We start from the raw sequence: 20084 nt of genomic DNA, 5'->3' as shown, positions 1-20084 counted from the left end.
GCGATTGCTAAGTGCGTGATGACGTCGGACGGCGGCCGCCTTGTGTGGCCGCCGTCTTATTTTTCATGCTATAACCAGTGGTTCCACTCATTCAGAAGTCGGTGTCTCGCTATGATCACCATTCTCGGACGTGAAATTTCCATCAATGTACGTAAGGTGTTGTGGACCTGTCATGAACTCGGGCTGCCGTTTGAACACGAGCCTTGGGGACAAGGGACATTATCGCTGTCCTCTCCTGAGTTTCTCGCCATCAATCCTAATGGCATGATCCCGGTGTTGATAGATGAAGACCATGTGCTGGGACAGTCGAATACCCTTTGCCGCTATTTGGCCAACGCCTATGGCGGAGAGGCGCTCCTTCCTGCCGCCCCGGCGGCGCGTGCGCAGGTTGAGATGTGGATGGACTGGCAGGCGACGGAATTAAATAACGCCTGGGTCTATGCCTATATGGGGCTGGTGCGAAAAAGCGCCGCGCACACTAACCCCCAGGCCATTGAGGCCAGTATTCAGCTGTGGAATCAACGCATGACGCTGCTGGATGGGGTACTGGAAAGCACCGGCGCGTTCGTTTGCGGTTCCCGCTTTACGCTGGCGGACATCGTGTTGGGGCTTTCGACGCATCGTTGGTATTCGACGCCGTTCCCTAAGCCCGAACTGCCTGCCGTGGCGCGTTTTTACCAGACGCTGTGCGAACGCCCCGGTTTTGTTCTCTACGGTAATAATGGCGCGCCCTGAGCGACGAGATTAAAGATCCTCGTTGAGACGGCGCTGAAAGCGTGCGCCCCGCGTTACGCCATGACCCGCATCGGCGAGCCGTCCAGCCAGGCCAGCAGGTTTTGCACGGTCTCCTCGTAGAAAATACGGTAGGTGTGGTGGGTGACGAAGCCGATGTGGGGCGTCGCGATTACGTTGTTCAACGTGCGAAAGGGGTGATCGTCCGGCAACGGTTCGGTGGAGAAAACGTCGAGCGCGGCGCCGGCAATCGTCCGTCGTGATAACGCCGCGATCAACGCGCCTTCATCGACTAGCGGCCCGCGCGCTGTGTTAATTAACCACGCGGTGGGTTTCATTAATGCCAGATCGGACGCGCCGACAATGCCGCGCGTGCGATCCGACAGCACCAGATGCAGCGAGAGCCAGTCGGATTCACGCAACAGCGTGGTTTTATCGACCGGAGTGACGCCCGCGGCCTGCGCGGCCTCCGGCGTCAGGTTCTGGCTCCATGCGATGACCTTCATGCCGAAGGCCCGGCCAATGGCGGCGACCCGAGCCCCGATTTTTCCCAGTCCGAGAATACCGAGCGTGCTGCCCTCCAAGTCCGCCCCTACGTCTACTTGCCAACCTCCGGATCGCAGCGACGCGCATTCGGCGGGCAGGTGTCGGGCAGCCGCCAGCAGCAACGCCCATGTAAGTTCCGGCGCACCGTTGCCGCGCCCTTGGGTGGCGCTGACCGTGATGCCCTGAGCGCGCGCTGCCGCGACATCGATAGACGCATTGCGGGCGGACGTCGAGGCAATGAATTTGAGGTTAGGCAACTGGGCGAGCAGGCTGGCCGTCAGCGGCGTTCTCTCGCGCATCACGCAGAGGGCGTCGAAAGGGCGCAGTCGGGCAACCAGCGCAGACTCGTCGGACAGATGATCGCAAAACACGTCGATGCTTGCCCGAGACTGCACGGCGGACCAGTCTGCACAGGACAGTGCAATGCCCTGATAATCATCAATAATCGCTATCTTTATCATGCTCATGGCTCCTTCTGGAGGCTAGCGCCAATGGACGCCGCTATCAAAGAGTGCGCGCGTCCTTCATGCCTTTTTCAGTGAATGCGATGCTTAAATCAGCGCTCTCTTAATGTCAGTAATATGAACGCCGCGTGAACACTTCCCCTTCGCGGACGTCAGCCGGTCAGCGGTTCAGGATCTGCAACAGGGCGCGGTTGAAACGTTCAGGCTCTTCCATCTGCGGCGCGTGTCCCAGACCGGCAAACTCCACCAGATCACCTTTCGGGATCCGTTTTACCGTGGCTTTGCCGAGCTGGTCGTAATGGCCCAGCTTCGCTTTGACCGCCGCGGGGGCGATATCGCTGCCGATGGCGGTGGTGTCCGCCGTCCCGATGATGAGCGTGGTCGGCATCTGCAACGCGGAAAATTCATAGACGACCGGCTGAGTGAAAATCATGTCGTAGATTAACGCGGAGTTCCAGGCGACGCGCTGGTGTCCGGGGCCTTGATTCAATCCGGCCAGCATGTCGACCCAACGGTCGTAGGCGGGTTTCCAGCGCCCGACGTAATAGGTGTTCAGTTCATAGTTGCGGATACTGGCCGCGGAGGTCTTTAATTCGCGCTCATACCACTGATCGGGCGTGCGGTAGGGGACGCCGAGGGCTTTCCAGTCTTCCAGACCGATAGGATTCACCAGCACCAGCTTTTGCACCGCGTCGGGATACATCAGGGCATAACGCGTCGCCAGCATCCCGCCGGTCGAGTGGCCGACCACCATCGCGTGATGAATGCCGAGACTCTGCAGCAGCGCATGAGTATTGGCGGCTAACTGTTGAAAACTGTACTGATAGCGTTCGGGTTTGGTGGAGGTGCAAAAACCAATCTGGTCGGGGGCAATTACCCGGTAGCCTTGCCGACTCAACGCCTTGATCGCATCGTCCCAGGTCGCGGCGCAGAAGTTTTTTCCGTGCAGGAACACGGCGGTTTTGCCGTTGGCGGGGCCTTGCGGGGCGACATCCATATAGCCCATTTCCAGCGGAACGCCCTGAGAGGTAAAGGCGAAGTGGCGCAGCGGATAAGGGTAGGTGAACCCTTCAAGCTGCGGACCATAGACCGGGGCGGCGAGGGCGGATTGCGCGCCACAGAATGACACCGCCAGCGTGAAAAACAGACGTTTGACGACTCGAGACATGATTGACCTTTCCGATGAATTGTCCTTCAAGAACCTTAGCATGATTTCTTTTTTCACCGCGGCACAACGTTTCGCATTCACTACTGTTCCAGAAATGAGCGGTAAGGAATGGGACTGTGACGCACCGGCAACAATCAGGCAAATCCGCCATTGGCGCGAACGACTTGAACGTTGATCCAACCTCTATCCTCACCGGATGGAAACGCCATCACGCGGGCAATGTCTTGGCCGATACCGTGGGAAGCGCCGGTCACGCGAGCCGTTTTACCTGCGTTGGCGGAAGGTTTGTTCATGGTGATTCTCCCCTAACGTCGATGGGGCGTGTGCGCTGCATGAACGGCGAATGAGGCTGGGCACACGACTCAATGGGTTGTTTTATGAGCAACTATTGGCCGCTGCCTGCCGAGAACGAACCGGATGACTCTGAATTTATCCTTTTTGACGTAGGCCAGCGATCGTCGCGGCATCGCCGAAAAACGAAGGCGTCTCGAGTGTAAATAATTAAAAATAAATGAAATTTTAGGTCAATATAGGTCAGCGGCCGCATCCTTCGCCGCGAAGGCGGAACCGTCGCAGGCCAATATTATTTTTCGCTTTAACCTTTCTACGGCATCGCGACGTCTACACTTTTAACGTTGTGCGTTGACGAAATTACCCGGCGTTTTCGGGAAAGCTCTTTCATCAGACTATCAATTAAAAGAGAAGACTATGGATGACCAACATTCTGATTCATCAGGAACTAAAGAACTCTCCCGTGCAGAAGTCGTCAGACAGAGGATCTTTTTCGTCGTGCTGGTCGCGACGATGGGCGCATTGGCGTTTGGTTATGACACGGGGATTATTTCAGGCGCATTACCTTATATGTCTGCCCCTACGGCAGACGGGGGCTTGGGGTTAACGTCTTTCACCGAAGGACTGGTCGCCTCTTCACTGGTGTTTGGTGCTGCGGTAGGTTCCTTCCTTAGCGGATTTTTCTCCGATAAGTTTGGCCGTCGTATCACGCTGCGCAGCCTTGCGGTGTTGTTTGTCGCCGGTTCACTGGGGACCGCGCTGGCACCTTCTGTCACCTCAATGGTCGTGATGCGCTTTCTGCTGGGACTGGCCGTGGGGGGCGGATCGTCGACCGTGCCGGTGTTCATCGCGGAAATCGCCGGACCGAAACTGAGAGCGCCGCTTGTCAGCCGTAATGAGCTGATGATTGTGACGGGGCAGCTCGTCGCCTATGTGGTCAGCGCCGCGCTCAGCTATCTGTTGAATGAAGGGCACATGTGGCGGTATATGCTGGCTATCGCGATGGTGCCTGGCGTGCTGCTTTTCGTCGGTACGTTCTTCGTGCCCGTCTCGCCGCACTGGCTGGTGTCGGAAGGGCGCCACAGTGAAGCGAAAGAGGTGCTGAAGGAGCTTCGCGAGACGCCGCGTGAAGTCCGTAAAGAGTTGAAGGAGATGCGTGAACAGGCCCGGGAAGCGGCGCGTGGGCCTGAAGTCGGCGAACTGCTGCGTGAAAAGTGGGTCTTGAGGCTGTTGGTGATCGGCATCGGACTCGGCTTTGCGCTCCAGTTTACCGGGGTGAATGCGTTCATGTACTACACCCCGATTATCCTGAAATCCACCGGTCTCGGCACCACGGCGGCCATTACCGCGACCATTGGGAACGGGGTGGTATCTGTGATTGCCTCCCTGGCGGGGATTTGGGCCGTCACCCGTTTCGCGCGACGTCGGATGTTAATGACGGGCTTCATCTTCGTCATCGCCGCGCAGGTGTCGCTGGGCGCCGTGCTGACGTTCTTGCCCGCCGATCTGACGCAAAGTTACATCGCCCTGCTGTGTATTCTGGTGTTCCTGTTCTTTATGCAGATGTTTATCGCGCCGGTGTACTGGCTGCTGATGTCTGAGCTGTTCCCCATGCAGCTGCGCGGCCGACTGACCGGGACCGCCATTTCAGTACAGTGGATTTTCAATGCGCTGGTTGCGCTGAGCTTCCCGCCGGTGATGGCGTTTGCCGGGAGTAAAACTTTTTTCATCTTCGCGGTGATTAACGTGTGTTCTTTGCTGTTTATCGCGTTGATGGTGCCGGAAACGCGCGGAAAAAGCCTGGAGCAGATCGAATCACATATGCGCCATAAATACGGTGAAGATAGCGATAGCGAGACGCAGGCTGACTAATGTACGGCGAGGCGTCACACCGCTTCGCTGCGTAATACCCACGGGATGAACGGTCAGTCTCAGCCGTGAGGGGATCTTGTCAGGGATGACGAGCTCCCCTGTTCATCGTGACGGCTCCTGCCGCGTCGGGGCAATATCTTTCTTCCTTGAGTCATTGCCGTTTACCCGCCCAACACCTCCCATTTTTGTCCTTTCTGATTGATGCCGTGCTGTCCGTTAGGCCGACGCGCTTTAATCTCATCAACCTAAACCGCGGCACCGCCCGCAAGGTGCCTGTCGCGTCGCTGCAACATCGACGGAATACTTCAATGCTTCTCGGGCTTTCTGACGGACGTGAGTGCATCACGCCCATTATCACGACATCATCAAAATATAGGTTTACACCTATATAGCATTCAACCTATAGTGATGAGGAGGTCGTGTGTGGGTCATTGAAACAACAGAAACATTTGACGTTTGGTTTTGTTCGTTATGCGATATCGACCGGGCCTGCGTACTTGCGGCGCTCATGGTGTTGCGGGAAAAGGGACCGATGTTGCCAAGACCCTACGTCGATACAGTCAAACGTTCCCGCTACAGCAATATGAAAGAGCTGAGAGTGCAAAGCCGGGGGGATCCCATACGCGCTTTTTTCGCCTTTGACCCGCGCCGTACCGGTATTCTGCTGTGTGCAGGCAATAAGGCTGGTCATGAAAAGCGCTTTTACGATGAGATGATCCCGCTGGCCGATCGAGAATTCACGAAGTATCTCAATCAATTAAATAAGAAGGAGTAACGCTATGGGTAGAACGCTGGAACAGCTTATCGCGGATGAAAAACCGGAAGTCGTCGCGGATGCGCAGACCATCGCCGCGGATATGCTGCTCAATATTCACCTCGCGGAACTGCGCGAGAAAGTACAGAAAACGCAGGTAGAAATGGCGCAGGCGCTGGGACTGAAACAGCCGACCGTCGCGGGGATGGAGAAACGAGGCCGGGACTTGAAGCTGTCTACGCTTAAACGCTATGTCGAGGCAACCGGCGGCAAGCTGCGGCTTGATGTCGAACTGCCGGACGGCTCGCACTACGGTTTTGTGCTTTAAGCGGTGCATGTCACCGCTTCACCATTTTGTTGCATGGGCGTCAAACCGTGCTTAACCCATGGATTTCATTAAAAAACCGCTTTTCGTCCATCCTCTATCAAGCAATCAAGCAATCAAGCAATCAAGCAATCAAGCAATCAAGCAATCAAGTTAGAGGCGCGCGCTCCCAGTGGCGATGTTGCCTTCCCTCAGTAGTGCTGCCGCATTCATCGCGTTCCTGCGTGAATGTCACGCGCCCTGTCTACCGGCTTCATTCTGGTGCGACACTTCCCTCTTGCGCACCAAGAGAGTCTCTCCGACGTCGTTGTTTATATTGCTCACTATCGTTCCAATTATGAATAAAACTATGTATTTCAGTGGATTAAATAAAATCCATTATTTTTATGTGGTTTTGGAATGCCCTTTGCTTAGTGTTTGGTACACACGTTTCTTTTGATGTGGTTGTATCGAACGGATGTGCCAAATGGGCGAATGCCACATCATTAAACGTCAGGTATCACGTTGGCAGGGGGAAGGATGAATAACGCGTTATCTGTACCAGATAAACATCCCAGCACGTTGATGGAGCTGCAAACCGCGATCCGTCTCATATACGGCAACTTATCTCCGGCGGAAAGGAAGCTGGTGGATGTCATTCTGGATCATCAGCATCACCTTGCCAGCTATAGCGCCACCGAGCTGGCTCAGCTGGCGGGCGTTTCCAAATCCACCGCTGCGCGCGTGTTCCGTCGCCTTGGCTTTCAGGATTTCAATCAGTTCCGCATGAAATGCCGCGAGATTGAACCTATGGGCTATTCGCCGCTAAGCAATCTCGAGCAGCGTACGTCGCACCCGAAGACGCTGCGTGAACGGCTGGATGCCCATATCGAGCGCGAGCGCAAAAACCTCAAAGGCATGCAGCAAGACAGCGTGTCGGTAGCGCTGGAGCGTGCGGTCACGCTGATAAGCGGCGCGCGTCGCGTCTGGGTACTCGGCTTTCGCAACAGCTTTGCGACGGCGTTTTACGCGCAGTCGCTGTTTTCTCACATGTTGAGCGATGTGCAGCTGGTCAACGATCCGGCCGCCAGATTTGCCGACGTGCTGGCGGATATCCGCCCCACGGACGTGCTGTTCGTCGTGGACTTCCCCCGGCAGGTGCAACTGCTTGCGCCGTTGGTCAGCGTGGCGAAGCGCTATCAGGCTCGCATCGTCGTGCTGAGCAACACGCTGGTTTCTGATGTCTGTGCGCTGGCCGATGTCGTGATCCCCTGCGCCGCAAAGCACGGCGATATTTTTGATTCCTACACCACCGCCATCAGCATGGTGAATTTCATCGGCAACGAACTGGCCGCCTGTTGTTCCGACAGGGCAAGCCAACGCATGCAGCGCATGGAAGATATCCATCGACAGATTGGCGATCTGTACTCACAGGATCCACCCTCGACGGTGGTCCACAAACGTCGGGGTTAGTCCTGTTACCCATTGATTTTCCAGCTTGAGGACATGCGTGATGTTGATATCCCTCTTTGCAAACGTGCACAAATGGGGTTGCTCGGCGCTACTGTGCCTGTCCGTCGTGGCTTCACCGGCCTATGCGGCAGACCCCGTCAAAGTGAAATTCTCGCTCGACTGGCGTTTCGAAGGCCCTTCGGCCCCGTTTTTGATGGCGAAAGCCAAGGGCTATTTCAGTCAAGAAGGGTTGGACGTACAGATCGACTCTGGTAACGGCTCTGCGGGTGCCGTCACTCGGGTCGCGACCGGGGCTTATGATATGGCCTTTGCCGATATCAACGCCTTGATCGAGCAAGAGTCCCAGCATCTCGGTACGGGCGTTAAGGGCATTTACATGGTGTATAACGCCACGCCCGCCGCCGTCTTTTTGCTCAAAAGCGCTGGCGTGACGACCCCTGCTGCGTTAGCCGGCAAAACTATCGCCGCCCCGGTGTTCGATGCCGCACGCAAGTCCTGGCCGGTCTTTGCGCAAAAAAACGGGTTAAGCAAGGATGCCGTCACCTGGCAGTCCGCCGACCCTACCGTGACCGCCAATCTGCTGGTGCGTAAGAGCGTTGATGCCATTGCGGGGTTCTCTTTTACCAATCTGTTGAATCTGGAAGCTCGCGGCGTCAAGGCGGACGATCTGGTGGTTTTCCCCTATGCGCAATATGGCGTCGACCTCTACGGCAACACCCTCATCGCCAGCAAAACGATGCTGGAAAAGCATCCTGACACCCTCAAAGCCTTCCTGCGCGCCTTCAACAAAGCGGTGCAGGAAACGCTGGCCGATCCCGTCAGCGCCGCCCGCTTCGTGAAAGAACAGGATGCGTTGATCGATCTGCCGCTGGAAACGCGTCGCCTGCAACTGGCGTTTGGGCAACGGGTCGTCACCCCGGAAACCCGCAAGAACGGCTTGGGTGATGTGGATACCGAACGCCTGAACCGTTCCATCAGCGATGTGGTTGCCGCGTTCGCATTGAAAAATACCCCAACGGCAGATGCGGTATTCACGCGGGCGTTATTGCCGGAACGCGCAGAGCGTTCCGTGCGGTAAATCGAAAGGCGGCCTGATTCAGGGGAGAACATCTATGAGTTTCGTGAAATTCGACAATGTCAGTCTGGCCTATCAGCACAGCCAAGCGCTGGCGATTGAAGAGATTAACTTCAGCATTGATGAAAATGAGTTTGTGGCGCTTGTCGGCCCTTCCGGCTGTGGCAAATCGACGTTCATGAAGTTGACCTCAGGGCTGATTTCACCCAGCAAGGGCTACGTCTTCGTTAACCAGCGGGAAGTGGCGGGGCCGCAGAAATGCGTCGGCATGGCGTTTCAGGCTTCGAACCTGTTGCCTTGGCGCACCACGTTGGAAAACGTCATGTTGCCGATGGAAATCGTCGAACCCTACCGTTCAACCCGACATGCAAAAAAGCGGGAATACGAAGCGCAGGCGCGCGCCTTGCTCAAACGCGTCGGGCTGGAAGGGTATGAGGACAAATTTCCGTGGCAGCTGTCCGGCGGAATGCAGCAGCGGGCCTCCATTTGTCGCGCGCTAATCCACAAGCCGCGTTTGCTGATGCTGGACGAACCGTTCGGCGCGCTGGACGCGTTCACCCGTGAAGAGCTTTGGTGCATGGTGCGTGATCTGTGGCAGGACGCGCCTTTCACGGTGGTGCTGGTCACTCACGATCTGCGCGAAGCGGTTTTTTTGGCGGATACCGTCTACGTCATGAGCGCGCGACCCGGCCGCATTATCGCCCGTAGGGAGATCGATCTCCCGCGCCCGCGCGATCTGCAAATCGCCTACACCGATGATTTCTCTCGCTATGTGCTCGAACTGCGCGAGCACATCGCTGCACAACACCACGCATAACGGGAGGCCTATCGTGATACCGCGACACACGTTAATCAAACTGGCCCCTTGGGCGCTGCTGCTGTTCATCGGGGGCGTCTGGCAGGCGGTGGTGGTCGGACTGAATGTTCCGAGCTACCTGTTTCCTTCGGTGAGCGACGTGTACCGCTCATTGATTGCCGACTGGCGCCCCATCGCCGCCCACTCTTTACAGACCCTGTACACCACGATGGTGGGATTTGTGCTGGCGGTGGTCTTCGGTGTGGTCTTGGGCGTGGCCGTGGGAGCCTCCACATTGGTCTACAAATCGATATATCCCTTGTTGGTCGGATTTAACGCGATTCCCAAGGTGGCCTTTGTGCCGGTGCTGGTGGTGTGGTTCGGTATTGGCACTCTACCCGCCATCGTCACCGCGTTTTTGATCTCATTTTTCCCGGTGGTGGTCAACGTTGCCACCGGGCTGGCCACCGTGGAGCCGGAGATGGAAGACGTGCTGCGTTCGCTGGGCGCTTCCCGCCTCGACATCCTTAAAAAGGTCGGCTTGCCCCGGTCACTGCCGTATTTCTTCGCTTCATTAAAAGTGGCGATCACGCTGGCTTTTGTCGGTTCGGTGATCTCAGAAACGGTGGCCTCCAATCTGGGGATTGGCTACCTGATGATGGCGGCTAGCTCCAACATGAATATGGGGCTGGTATTTGCCGGGTTAATCGTCATTGGCGCGATGGGGGTCGTGATGTACGAACTTTTCGCTCTGATTGAGAAGCGCATGACGCATTGGGCGCATCGGTGATGCAGCTCGGTCAACAGAAGGGAGAAGGTGGGGTGATGACGAGCGAATTACAGGTTAACGGCGAACGCCTGCTGGCGTCGCTGAATGCGTTGGGCGAGATAGGCGCCCTGCCGCAGGGCGGGGTGTGCCGACTGGCGCTCAGCGATGAAGACAAACAGGGGCGGGATTGGACCGTCGCGCGGATGCAGGCGCTGGGATTAGCGATTTCGGTCGACGCCATCGGCAATGTCGTGGGCGTCTATCCCGGACTCATCGATGCGCCGCCGGTCATGATTGGCTCGCATATCGATACCGTGGCGACGGGCGGTTTGTATGACGGCAACTACGGCGTGCTGTCCGGGCTGGAGGTCATCGCCACGTTAAAAGAGAACGGCCTGCGTTTACGTCGACCGGTGGCGGTGGCGTTCTTCACCAATGAGGAGGGCGCGCGTTTTCAACCCGACATGATGGGCAGTCTGGTGTATCAGGGCGGACTCGCGTTGGAAACCGCGCTGGCCACGCGCGGTATCGATGGCGTGACCGTGGGCGAAGCGTTGCGGCGCATTGGCTACGACGGCACGGGCTCCGTGGGAGAAAACCGCGTCGACAGCTATTTCGAACTGCACATCGAGCAAGGACCGGTGCTGGATGAAGCGGGGATCAGTATCGGCGTGGTTGAGGGCGTTCAGGGCATCTCCTGGACTGAATTCCAACTGCAAGGCGTCTCCAACCATGCGGGCACCACGCCGATGCGTTTACGGCGGGATGCCGGCTATGTCGCGGCGCAGATCGATGTGTTTGCCCGCCAGCTGGCGCAAACTCTGGGCGGCGATCAGGTGGCGACGGTCGGCCATGCGGTGTTCAGCCCGAATCTGGTCAACGTGATCCCTGACAAGGTGACGCTGACGGTGGATCTACGCAACACGGATGCCGAAGCCCTGCGCGAGGCGGAACAGCGCCTGTGGGCGTTTGCCGAGCAGGCGGCGGAAGACGAAGGGATCGCGCTGCGGCGTCAATCGCTGGCCCGTTTCGAACCCACGCCGTTTGCGCCGGAAATGGTGGCGCTGGTTGAGGCGCAGGCACGTAAACGCGGCCTGGCGTTCCACCGCATGCCGAGCGGCGCGGGGCACGATGCGCAGATTATGGCGGAGATGTGTCCTGCGGGAATGATTTTTGTCCCGAGCGTGGCGGGATTAAGCCACAACACGCAGGAGTTTACGGCACCGAAGGATTTGATTGCGGGTGCGAACGTGCTGCTGGGCGCGGTCGTCCAGCGCGCCGATCGCGTCTGATCCCGCATGTTTTAGAGGAGAAAGTACCCATGGGGCGTTATGTCAATGTCGCTATCGGCCAGTTAGGGCCGGTCAACAAAGTGGATTCCCGTGCCGCCGTGGTGGCGCGTCTGATGAACCTGATGCGGGAAGCCCATCAGCTGGGCGCGGATCTGATTGTCTATCCCGAGCTGGCGCTCACCACTTTCTTTCCGCGCTGGTACATCGAAGACGAAGCGCAGCTGGACGCGTGGTGTGAAACCGCGATGCCGGGAAGTGAGACTCTGCCGCTGTTCGAACTGGCGAGGACATTACAGGTGGGATTTTGTCTGGGCTATGCCGAGCTGAGCCGGGAACAAGGAGAAAAGAAACGCTTCAATACATCGATTCTGGTAGATAAAAGCGGCGAAATTGTCGGGAAATACCACAAAGTTCACCTGCCGGGACACCGTGAGCATGAGCCCTGGCGCGCGTTCCAGCATCTGGAAAAGCGCTATTTCACGCCCGGCTGTGAATTTCCGGTGTTTGACGCCTTTGACGGTCGGTTCGGCATGGCGATCTGCAACGATCGTCGCTGGTGCGAAACCTATCGCGTAATGGGGCTACAGGGGGTGGAAATGGTGCTGATTGGCTACAACACGCCGGTACACAACGCGCCCGCGCCGGAACACGACGACCTGTCGCTGTTCCATAACCAACTGTCTATGCAGGCTGGGGCTTATCAGAACGGAACCTGGGTCGTCGGCGTGGCCAAGGCGGGAACGGAAGAGGGGGTCGATCACATCGGCGGCAGCTGCATTATCGCGCCCTCGGGCGAAGTGGTCGCCCGCTGTGTCACCAAAGGCGACGAAGTGGCCATCGCCCGCTGCGATCTCGATTTCTGTCAGATCTACAAACGCACCACCTTCAATTTCGATTTGCATCGTCAGCCTCAGGCTTACGGCCCAATCACCACGATCAAAGGCGAAGCGCTGCTGGCTGACGGCAGTCCGCGTCACCCATGAGGTAACCATGGAAGAAACAAAAGACGGATGGGATATGCAGACCGTGGGCCGCGAAGTCCCTCGCGTTGACGGTCTGGGCAAAGTGAAAGGCAGCGCGGTGTATGGGGACGACATCGTCCTGAAAGAGATGCTGCACGGCGTATGCCGCTATGCCGATATCGCCGCGGGGCGGGTGGAAGAGGTTGACCTGAGCGCGGCCTTAGCGGTGCCGGGCGTCGTCAGGATCGCCACCTGGCGCGATGTGCCCGGTGAAAGCCATATCGGCGTGGTGATGGCGGATTACCCGCCGCTGGTCAAAGACAATATCGCTTTTCGCGGTGACGTGATTGCCGTGATTGCGGCCGAAAGCTACGAGGCGGCCTGCCTGGCGGCGGATAAGATCCGCGTGCGCTATACGCCGTTCGAGCCGATCACTGGCGTCGAGGAGGCGCTAAAGCCGGATGCGCGTTTAATCCACCCCGGCAGCGCCAGCAACGTGATTAATCATCACCATACGATCAAGGGCGATATCGACGCGGGCTTTGCCGCCTCCCGCCACATCTTTGAACGAGAATATGAGGTGGGATATCAGGAGCACGCCTACATTGAGCCGGAATCGATCATCGCCTGGCTCGATGATAACGAACAAATCATGACGCTCTCCGGGTCGGTACAGAACGCCCACCGCGTCCGGGGCTTTGTGGCGAAATATCTGGGGCTGCCGCAGTCTCGCGTGAATGTGAAACGCGCCGTGATCGGCGGCTCCTTCGGCGGAAAAGACGATATTATCGATCATCTGGCGTGCCGCGCGGCGCTGTTGAGCCAGCTGACGGGCCGACCGGTTAAATTTACCTACAACCGTGAACAGTCGATGCGGGAGAGCTACAAACGTCATCCCTACAAGATGAAATATAAAATCGGGCTGGATGACGAGGCGCGTATTCAGGCGATCAAGATCGATGTGCTGGCGGATGGCGGCAGCTATGCCGGGCAGACCCCGTTTGTGACCTGGCGCAGCTCGGTGCAGGCGGCCGGACCCTATCGTATTCCGAACGTGCGCGTCGATGTCACCGGCGTGTACACCAATAACAACTACACCTCGGCGTTTCGCGGCTTCGGCGCGCCGCAGGTCATTCTCGCCAATGAGTCGTTGATGGATGAGGTCGCGTCCCTGCTCGGGCTGTCGCCTCTGGCGCTGCGTCAGCGCAATATCCTGCAACAAGGGGACACCAGTATGGCGGGGCAGGTGTTCAGCGAACACACGGTTTCCGCCGAGGAAGTGCTGTCAAAAGCGGCGAATAGCGTCGATTTTATGGCGAAACGTGAGCATTACCGGAAGCTGAATACGCTAGGCGGCCCCGTCAAATACGGTATCGGGTTGGCGCTGAGCCACCGTGGATGCTCGCTGGGGCCGAGGGGCTGGATGCCTCCTCCGCGCTGATACAGATCAATGCGGATGGCAGCGTTAACCTCTCTACCGCCGTCTCGGAAAATGGTCAGGGACTGCAAACGGTGATGTCGATGATTGCGGCGGAGGCCTTTGGACTGCCGCTGTCGTGGATCATGTTTACCGATCCCGCCACGGCGATGATCGCCGATGGCGGCTCCACGGTGGCGTCGCGCGGTACGTTAATGGGCGGGCAGGCGGTGCTCAACGCCGCCGACAAGCTCAAACAACGTATTGCGGAGGCGGTGGCGACGACGCTCGGGGCCTCCGGCGTCGATGCGCTGATGTGGCGCGATGGCAAGGTGTTCAACCGTGCGGATCTGAGTCGCCATATGGATTTCGGTCAGGCGGTCACGCTGACCAAGGCCACCGGCGCCAATCTTTCCGCCTATGGCTGGCACGTCGCGCCTTCCATCCACTGGGATGAGGAAAAGGGCTGCGGCAGCCCCTATTTCACCTGGGTATACGGATGTCAGGTGGCGGATGTCGCCGTCGATACGCGCACCGGCAAAGTCACGCTGCTGGATATTACGGCGGTGCATGATGTGGGGAAAGTGATCAACCGCGTTGGGTTTGAAGGACAGGTCTACGGCGGCGTCGTGCAGGGAATGATCGGCTACGGCATGCTGGAGGATCTCAACATCGAAAACGGAGAGGTCAAATCGGAGAACTTCGATACCTATCTGCTGCCGACGATCCGCGATATCCCCAACATCAACGTCATTGCGGTGGAAAATCACGACAAGGCGGGGCCTTACGGGGCCAAAGTAATTGGCGAGCCGGTGCTGGAGCTGGGCGGGGCGGCGCTCAACAATGCGGTCAGTTTCGCCGTGGGCCGCTGGAATCGCACGCTGCCGCTGACGCTGGAACAGGTGCGTCTGGGGTATAACCTGAAAAAACCGGCGCGTCAGAGCGAAGTTCAGGCGCATGACGGGGAGCATAAACAGGTGCTGCGGCTCAACACGCTGCAGGTCAGTCAGCCGTCGGATCTGGAGCACGCGTTGTCGCTTTTGGCGCAGGAGGGCGCGCAGGCGCTGGCGGGCGGCACCGACGTGTTGGTGCAGGCGCGACTGAAAACGACGCCGGTGCGTCTGGTCAATATCTCCGGACTGCGCGAACTGCGCGGTATCGCCGAAGAGGGCGATGGCGTCAGCATCGGCGCGGGCACCTGCTTTACCGATCTGGTGGCTCACCCGCGCTTGATCCGCGATTACCCGCTGCTGGTGACCGCGTGCCGGACGGTGGGCTCGTTGCAGCTGCGCAATCGCGCGACGGTCGGGGGCAATATCGTCAATGCCGCGCCCTGTGCGGATTCCGTCCCCCCGCTCATGATTTATCAGGCGGACGTGGAGCTGCGATCCGCCGCTGAGCGCCGCCGGGTGCCGCTCGCCGCGTTTATCACCGGGGGTTACCGAACCCAGCTTCGCCCCGGCGAACTGCTCACTCGCATCATCCTGCCGCGCCCTCCCGAGGGCGAGCTGCGGCCGTTTTATCTGCAACTCGGGCGTCGGACCGCCGTCAATATCACCCGCCAAAGTCTGACGGCGTTGTTCCGTCTGGATGCCCGTGGGCGAATCGACCTGTGTCGTTTAGTGGATGGCGCGGTATTGGGGCAGCCTCAGCGGCTGACGGCGGTAGAGCAGGCGCTGTTGGGGCATCCGCCAACGCCTGCGGTCATCGATCGCGCGGCGGCGGCGCTGGAAGCGCTGGTAACGCAGGCCATCGGCGGCCGCTGGTCGGCGCCGTACAAAATCCCGGTTTATCTCGATATGTTTCGACAGGTCATGTCGGAACTGGCAGCGCAGGAGTAGGACATGATGGATGTGGAAATGAAAATTAACGGTATTCGGGTGCAGGCGAGCGTCGACGACAATACCCGCCTGCTGGACTACCTGCGGGACGACCGCCGCCTGACCGGGACGAAGGAAGGCTGCTCGGTCGGCGAGTGCGGCGCGTGTTCGGTCATCATGAACGGGCGGGCGGTGTGCTCTTGCCTGCTGTTGGTCGCTCAGTGCGACGGCGCGGAGATCACGACGGTGGAGGCACTGCACCGCGACCCGGTGGGGGTCAAACTGCAACAGGCCTTTGTCCGTCACGGCGGCGTACAGTGCGGCTTTTGCACGCCCGGCGTATTGATTAGCGCCAAGGCGCTGCTGGATGCCAATCCGCAGCCGAACGACGAAGAGATCCGCGAGGCGCTGGAGGGCAACCTGTGCCGCTGCACCGGTTACCAACCCATTCTGACCTCCATCAAAGCCGTGTTGGCCCAGTAGTTCCGCTGGAGTGAATGCGATGAAACCCAAGGTTTGCGTGATGCTGGCGGCGGGACTGTCCAGCCGCATGGGGCAGTGGAAAATGATGCTGCCCTGGGAAAACGGAACGGTGCTGGACGGCGCGCTCGGCGCGGCGCTGTCTTTCTGCGATCGCGTGGTGCTGGTGACCGGCTTTCGCGGCACGGAGCTGAACTGGCGCTATGGCGGCCATTCGCGCATCACCCTGCGCCATAACGAAGGCTTCACGCAGGGGATGTTTTCTTCCATTCGCTGTGGCGTGGAAGCGATTGACGAGGGCTATTTCTTTCTGGCTTTGGGGGATATGCCTGCGGTCAGCGGCGCGGTCTACCGTGCGCTGTGGCGACAGCGGGACGCCACCTGTCTGGTGCCGGAATATGCGCACGGGAAAGGACACCCGGTGCTGTTGCCGCCCGCCATGCGCGAAGCGGTGCTGGCGGCGGACGACGAGACCTCAATGAAGACGCTGATCGCGCGTCACGGTCAACGGCGGGTGCCGGTGGCGGACGGCGCGATCCATTGGGATATGGATACGCCGGAACAGTACCAGCAGCTGCTTCTGCGGCGTTAATCCGTGGGCGGGCTAGCGAATATCGCCAAGCCCGTATTTTTTGATTTTCCGATACAGCGTCGCCATGCTGATATCCAATGCTTGCGCCAGCTGCTTTTTACTGATGCCGCGACGCAACGCGTCTTCAATACGCTGATGCTCCCACTGTTTGAGGCTTGGCGGCGTGGCGGCGGGATCATCGTAGGCTGGCGCGGCGCCAACGGCAGACGGTGCCGCTGCCGCGCGATGAAAGTGGGGCGGCAGCAGCGTCGGATCAATCACCTCGCCATCGGGCACGATATTCACCAGATACTCCACCAAATTACTTAATTCGCGCACATTGCCCGGCCAGCGGTAGTGTCTCAGCAAGGCCATGACTTCCCGACTGACGCCAGGGTAGGTACGGCCCATTCGTCGGGTATGCAGATTGAGAAAATGGTGCACCAGCAGCTCGATATCCTCCGTCCGTTCCCGTAACGGCGGGATCTCTACCGGTATCACCTTCAGGCGATAATAGAGATCTTCCCGGAATCGGCCGTCATCGATCGCCTGCGCTAAATTCTGATGGGTAGCGGAAATAATACGGATATCCACGGACACCGGCTTAGCCGCCCCCAACGGCATGACCTCGCGCGTCTCCAGCACCCGCAACAGTTTGGCCTGCAAGGTGAGCGGCATATCGCCGATTTCGTCCAGAAACAGCGTGCCGCGATGAGCCGACTGGATCAGCCCGGCCTTACCGTTGGGCGCCGCGCCGGTGAACGCGCCTTTGACATAGCCGAACAGTTCGCTTTCCAGCAGATGTTCCGGGATCGCCGCGCAGTTAATGGCAATAAAAGGGTGCTTGCCGCGTCGGCCCATCTGATGAATCGAGCGGGCCAACATCTCTTTGCCGCTGCCGCTCTCTCCGGTGATCATGATGCTGGAGGGGCTGTCGGCAAAGCGGGCGATATGCTGTTTCAGGGTCTGAATCACCGGCGCGTGTCCAATGAACTGGCCGATACGCGGTTCGCTGTCCATTTCTTCCAATGGCGCGGGACGTTCTGACTGGTGAAAGGCAAACAGAAACAGCTGGAGTCGGTTGCCGCTATGGTGCTGTCCGATCACCACTTCCTGTCGGGCCGCAAAGGTGATGACGTGCTGGGCATTGCCGTTGGCGAAATCTTTGCTGGCGACCAACGGGCGTATGGACACCGGGGTTTTGGCCAGCGTTTCCAAAGGGGTATTGAGCAGCGTCAGCGCGTTCTGATTAGCGAAGGTCATCATCCCGTGCTCATCCAGCACCAAAATGCCCTGATCCATACTGTTGATGAGCGTGGTGAACAGCACATCCATGTCAGGGTGGGCCGTTGGACTTTTGGTCAGGTTAGCCATGAGCAGTGAGGAGACATGGCGAACGTAGTCTGAAAATACGCCGACGTTGTCCTGTAAGCGCTGCTGTTGTTCCGGTGTGATCGCCGCGAGGCTGATCACGCCGAGACAGGCGCCGTCGTGCATCATCGGCATCCCCAGAAAAGCCAATTCGCCGCACTGGTCGAGCTGGCCGCAGCGCTGGCAGAGAGGATCGTGCTGCGACTGAGTGACCACCTTCTCTTTCTTATGTTGAATCACGTATTGCAGCAGCCGGGTGTGCTCCGAGGGGAGGCCGATCCGCGAACTGTATGGGCCGGTTCCCGCTACGCGCAGCAACCGGTTATCGACGATTTCAACTTCAAGCCGCAAAACCTGACCGAGCATCTGCGTGAAATGCTTGATCGTGGGTTGAATATGCATCAGTGACAGGGCTTGGCTCGTCATGGGTACGCTCTTGTTCAATTAAATTCAGGCTCGCCGGAACAGTCGCTGCCGTACGGCGTTTCTCATTTTGAGAATGCGCGTCATCCTTGCGCTGTCTTGATAAGGCGTGAAAACACCCACGTAGGCAGAGAAAATCGGGGAACAACGTCATAAACGCTCACGCCAGGCGGCGTGATAACGCCTGTTTTCTCAATTTTGATTATTCGACATCGCGGTGACGGCTGCAACTACAAACTGGCACAGATATTGAACCTATCCCGGTGAATAATTGTTTTCAACATCATCAGGATACCGACATGTCTACGTTTTCATTACGAATGCATATCGCCGATAACGCCCACTTTAATCCGCAGGGCGCGGCGCTGTTTAGCCGGGAACAGGCGGAACAGGCGCGGGCTTTTCATCAGCGGATGCCGGGCTATACCCCGACGCCGTTGTACTCACTGGACGCCTTCGCCGAGGCGCTTGGCGTGGGGCGGGTGTGGGTAAAAGACGAGTCTCAGCGCTTCGGCCTGAATGCGTTTAAAATCCTCGGCGGCGCGTATGCGATAGCCCGTTGCATCTGCGAAAAATATCAGCTGACGCTGGCGGATTTTTCATTTGAGTCGGGGCGGACGGCGCTCCCGGAACGCCTCACCTTCGCCACGACGACGGATGGCAATCACGGCCGCGGCATCGCGTGGGCGGCCAAAGCGCTGGGACAACACGCGGTTGTTTACATGCCGAAAGGCGCGTCCGCTGAACGCGTGGCCCACATCACCGGGCTGGGGGCGGAGTGCATCGTGACCGACATGAATTATGACGATACCGTCCGGCTGACCATGCAAACCGCGCAGGAAAAGGGGTGGGAAGTGGTGCAGGACACCGCCTGGCCGGGGTATGAGAAGATCCCCGCGTGGATTATGCAAGGCTATGGCACGCTGGCGGTGGAGGCGGTAGAACAGATCGCCGGGCGGCAATGGCCTGCGCCGACGCACGTCTTTTTGCAGGCGGGCGTAGGGGCGATGGCGGCGGGGGTGCTGGACCATTTGGTCAACAGCTACGGCGCGGGGTCCCTGCATACGGTGATCGTCGAGCCAGAGCGGGCCGACTGCCTGTTTCGCTCTGCGCAGCATGGCGAGATCGTCGCCGTGGGCGGAGCGATGGACACCATGATGGTGGGGCTGGCCTGCGGCGAGCCGAATCCGCTGGGATGGCCGCGCCTGCGCGATTGTTCGCGTCAGTTTATCTCCTGCGAAGACCGGGTCACGGCGTTGGGGATGCGCGTCTTGGGCAACCCGTTGGGAAACGACGCGCGCATCGTGTCGGGAGAGTCCGGCGCCGTCGGCATGGGCGTACTGGCGGCGATATTACACAGTCCCCGGCGTGAAGCCCTATTGGCGCAGCTGGGGCTGGATGCCTCTTCCCGCGTGCTGGTGATCAGTTCTGAAGGGGATACCGATCGTCAACACTATCGCGAAGTGGTCTGGGAAGGTCTGCCGGCGATGGGCTAATCCCACGG

Annotated in this window: 17 protein-coding genes and 1 pseudogene; 14 read left to right on the top strand and 4 right to left on the bottom strand. The window is 58.7% G+C overall.

What is annotated here, in order from left to right; all coding sequences use genetic code 11:
- The first annotated feature begins 111 nt into the window (after positions 1–111).
- Entirely contained in the window at positions 112–735 is a 624-nt protein-coding gene (locus CKQ53_RS16625; protein WP_118895196.1) for a glutathione S-transferase family protein, read from the top strand.
- A gap of 53 nt (positions 736–788) precedes the next feature.
- Here the strand turns inward: CKQ53_RS16625 and CKQ53_RS16620 are convergent, their stop codons facing one another.
- The 3 genes from CKQ53_RS16620 to CKQ53_RS18595 form a co-directional block, all read right to left on the bottom strand.
- Positions 789–1739 carry a D-2-hydroxyacid dehydrogenase family protein gene (locus tag CKQ53_RS16620; protein WP_208640017.1) on the bottom strand — a complete coding sequence of 317 codons (951 nt, stop codon included), beginning with the start codon at positions 1737–1739 and terminating at the stop codon, positions 789–791.
- A gap of 163 nt (positions 1740–1902) precedes the next feature.
- Positions 1903–2910, bottom strand: a complete 1008-nt coding sequence (locus CKQ53_RS16615; RefSeq protein WP_094117437.1) for an alpha/beta fold hydrolase — start codon at positions 2908–2910, stop codon at positions 1903–1905.
- Between the two features lie 134 nt (positions 2911–3044).
- A complete protein-coding gene (locus tag CKQ53_RS18595; RefSeq protein WP_176223437.1) occupies positions 3045–3203 on the bottom strand; it encodes a hypothetical protein in 159 nt (52 codons plus the stop codon).
- Positions 3204–3618: 415 nt separating this feature from the next.
- On the opposite strand from CKQ53_RS18595, the gene CKQ53_RS16605 reads away from it, so the two are divergent.
- The 12 genes and pseudogenes from CKQ53_RS16605 (at position 3619) to CKQ53_RS16550 (ending at position 16807) form a co-directional block, all read left to right on the top strand.
- The gene (locus tag CKQ53_RS16605) at positions 3619–5073 is read left to right on the top strand and encodes a sugar porter family MFS transporter (RefSeq protein ID WP_094117438.1); all 1455 of its coding nucleotides are present in this window, start codon (positions 3619–3621) and stop codon (positions 5071–5073) included.
- A 421-nt stretch (positions 5074–5494) separates the two neighbouring features.
- A complete protein-coding gene (locus CKQ53_RS16600; protein ID WP_085650943.1) occupies positions 5495–5848 on the top strand; it encodes a type II toxin-antitoxin system RelE/ParE family toxin in 354 nt (117 codons plus the stop codon).
- A gap of 4 nt (positions 5849–5852) precedes the next feature.
- Entirely contained in the window at positions 5853–6155 is a 303-nt protein-coding gene (locus tag CKQ53_RS16595) for a helix-turn-helix domain-containing protein (RefSeq protein WP_085650942.1), read from the top strand.
- A 516-nt stretch (positions 6156–6671) separates the two neighbouring features.
- Positions 6672–7604 (top strand): MurR/RpiR family transcriptional regulator, encoded by a 933-nt coding sequence (locus tag CKQ53_RS16590; RefSeq protein WP_085650941.1) that lies wholly within the window; start codon positions 6672–6674, stop codon positions 7602–7604.
- Positions 7605–7644: 40 nt separating this feature from the next.
- Positions 7645–8682 (top strand): ABC transporter substrate-binding protein, encoded by a 1038-nt coding sequence (locus CKQ53_RS16585; RefSeq protein ID WP_118895194.1) that lies wholly within the window; start codon positions 7645–7647, stop codon positions 8680–8682.
- A gap of 34 nt (positions 8683–8716) precedes the next feature.
- Entirely contained in the window at positions 8717–9496 is a 780-nt protein-coding gene (locus CKQ53_RS16580; protein ID WP_094117439.1) for an ABC transporter ATP-binding protein, read from the top strand.
- 13 nt (positions 9497–9509) lie between these two features.
- The gene (locus CKQ53_RS16575; protein WP_244200971.1) at positions 9510–10265 is read left to right on the top strand and encodes an ABC transporter permease; all 756 of its coding nucleotides are present in this window, start codon (positions 9510–9512) and stop codon (positions 10263–10265) included.
- 35 nt (positions 10266–10300) lie between these two features.
- Positions 10301–11536: a Zn-dependent hydrolase gene (locus tag CKQ53_RS16570; RefSeq protein WP_118895319.1), complete on the top strand. Its 1236-nt coding sequence runs from the start codon at positions 10301–10303 to the stop codon at positions 11534–11536.
- A 29-nt stretch (positions 11537–11565) separates the two neighbouring features.
- Complete coding sequence (locus tag CKQ53_RS16565; protein WP_118895192.1) at positions 11566–12519, top strand: N-carbamoyl-D-amino-acid hydrolase; 954 nt, start codon at positions 11566–11568, stop codon at positions 12517–12519.
- A gap of 34 nt (positions 12520–12553) precedes the next feature.
- Positions 12554–15756: pseudogene (locus CKQ53_RS16560) on the top strand (molybdopterin cofactor-binding domain-containing protein).
- 3 nt (positions 15757–15759) lie between these two features.
- A complete protein-coding gene (locus CKQ53_RS16555; protein ID WP_094117441.1) occupies positions 15760–16218 on the top strand; it encodes a (2Fe-2S)-binding protein in 459 nt (152 codons plus the stop codon).
- 19 nt (positions 16219–16237) lie between these two features.
- Positions 16238–16807, top strand: a complete 570-nt coding sequence (locus CKQ53_RS16550) for an NTP transferase domain-containing protein (RefSeq protein WP_094117442.1) — start codon at positions 16238–16240, stop codon at positions 16805–16807.
- Between the two features lie 12 nt (positions 16808–16819).
- Here the strand turns inward: CKQ53_RS16550 and CKQ53_RS16545 are convergent, their stop codons facing one another.
- Positions 16820–18583, bottom strand: coding sequence for a sigma 54-interacting transcriptional regulator (locus tag CKQ53_RS16545; protein ID WP_094117443.1), 1764 nt, complete (start codon positions 18581–18583; stop codon positions 16820–16822).
- A gap of 296 nt (positions 18584–18879) precedes the next feature.
- On the opposite strand from CKQ53_RS16545, the gene dpaL reads away from it, so the two are divergent.
- A complete protein-coding gene (gene dpaL / locus CKQ53_RS16540; RefSeq protein ID WP_118895190.1) occupies positions 18880–20076 on the top strand; it encodes a diaminopropionate ammonia-lyase in 1197 nt (398 codons plus the stop codon).
- The last annotated feature ends 8 nt before the right edge of the window (positions 20077–20084 follow it).

Origin of the sequence: Lonsdalea britannica, assembly GCF_003515985.1 — a bacterium.
GTDB classification, from domain to species: domain Bacteria; phylum Pseudomonadota; class Gammaproteobacteria; order Enterobacterales; family Enterobacteriaceae; genus Lonsdalea; species Lonsdalea britannica.
This window is presented reverse-complemented; position numbering and strand designations above follow the sequence as displayed.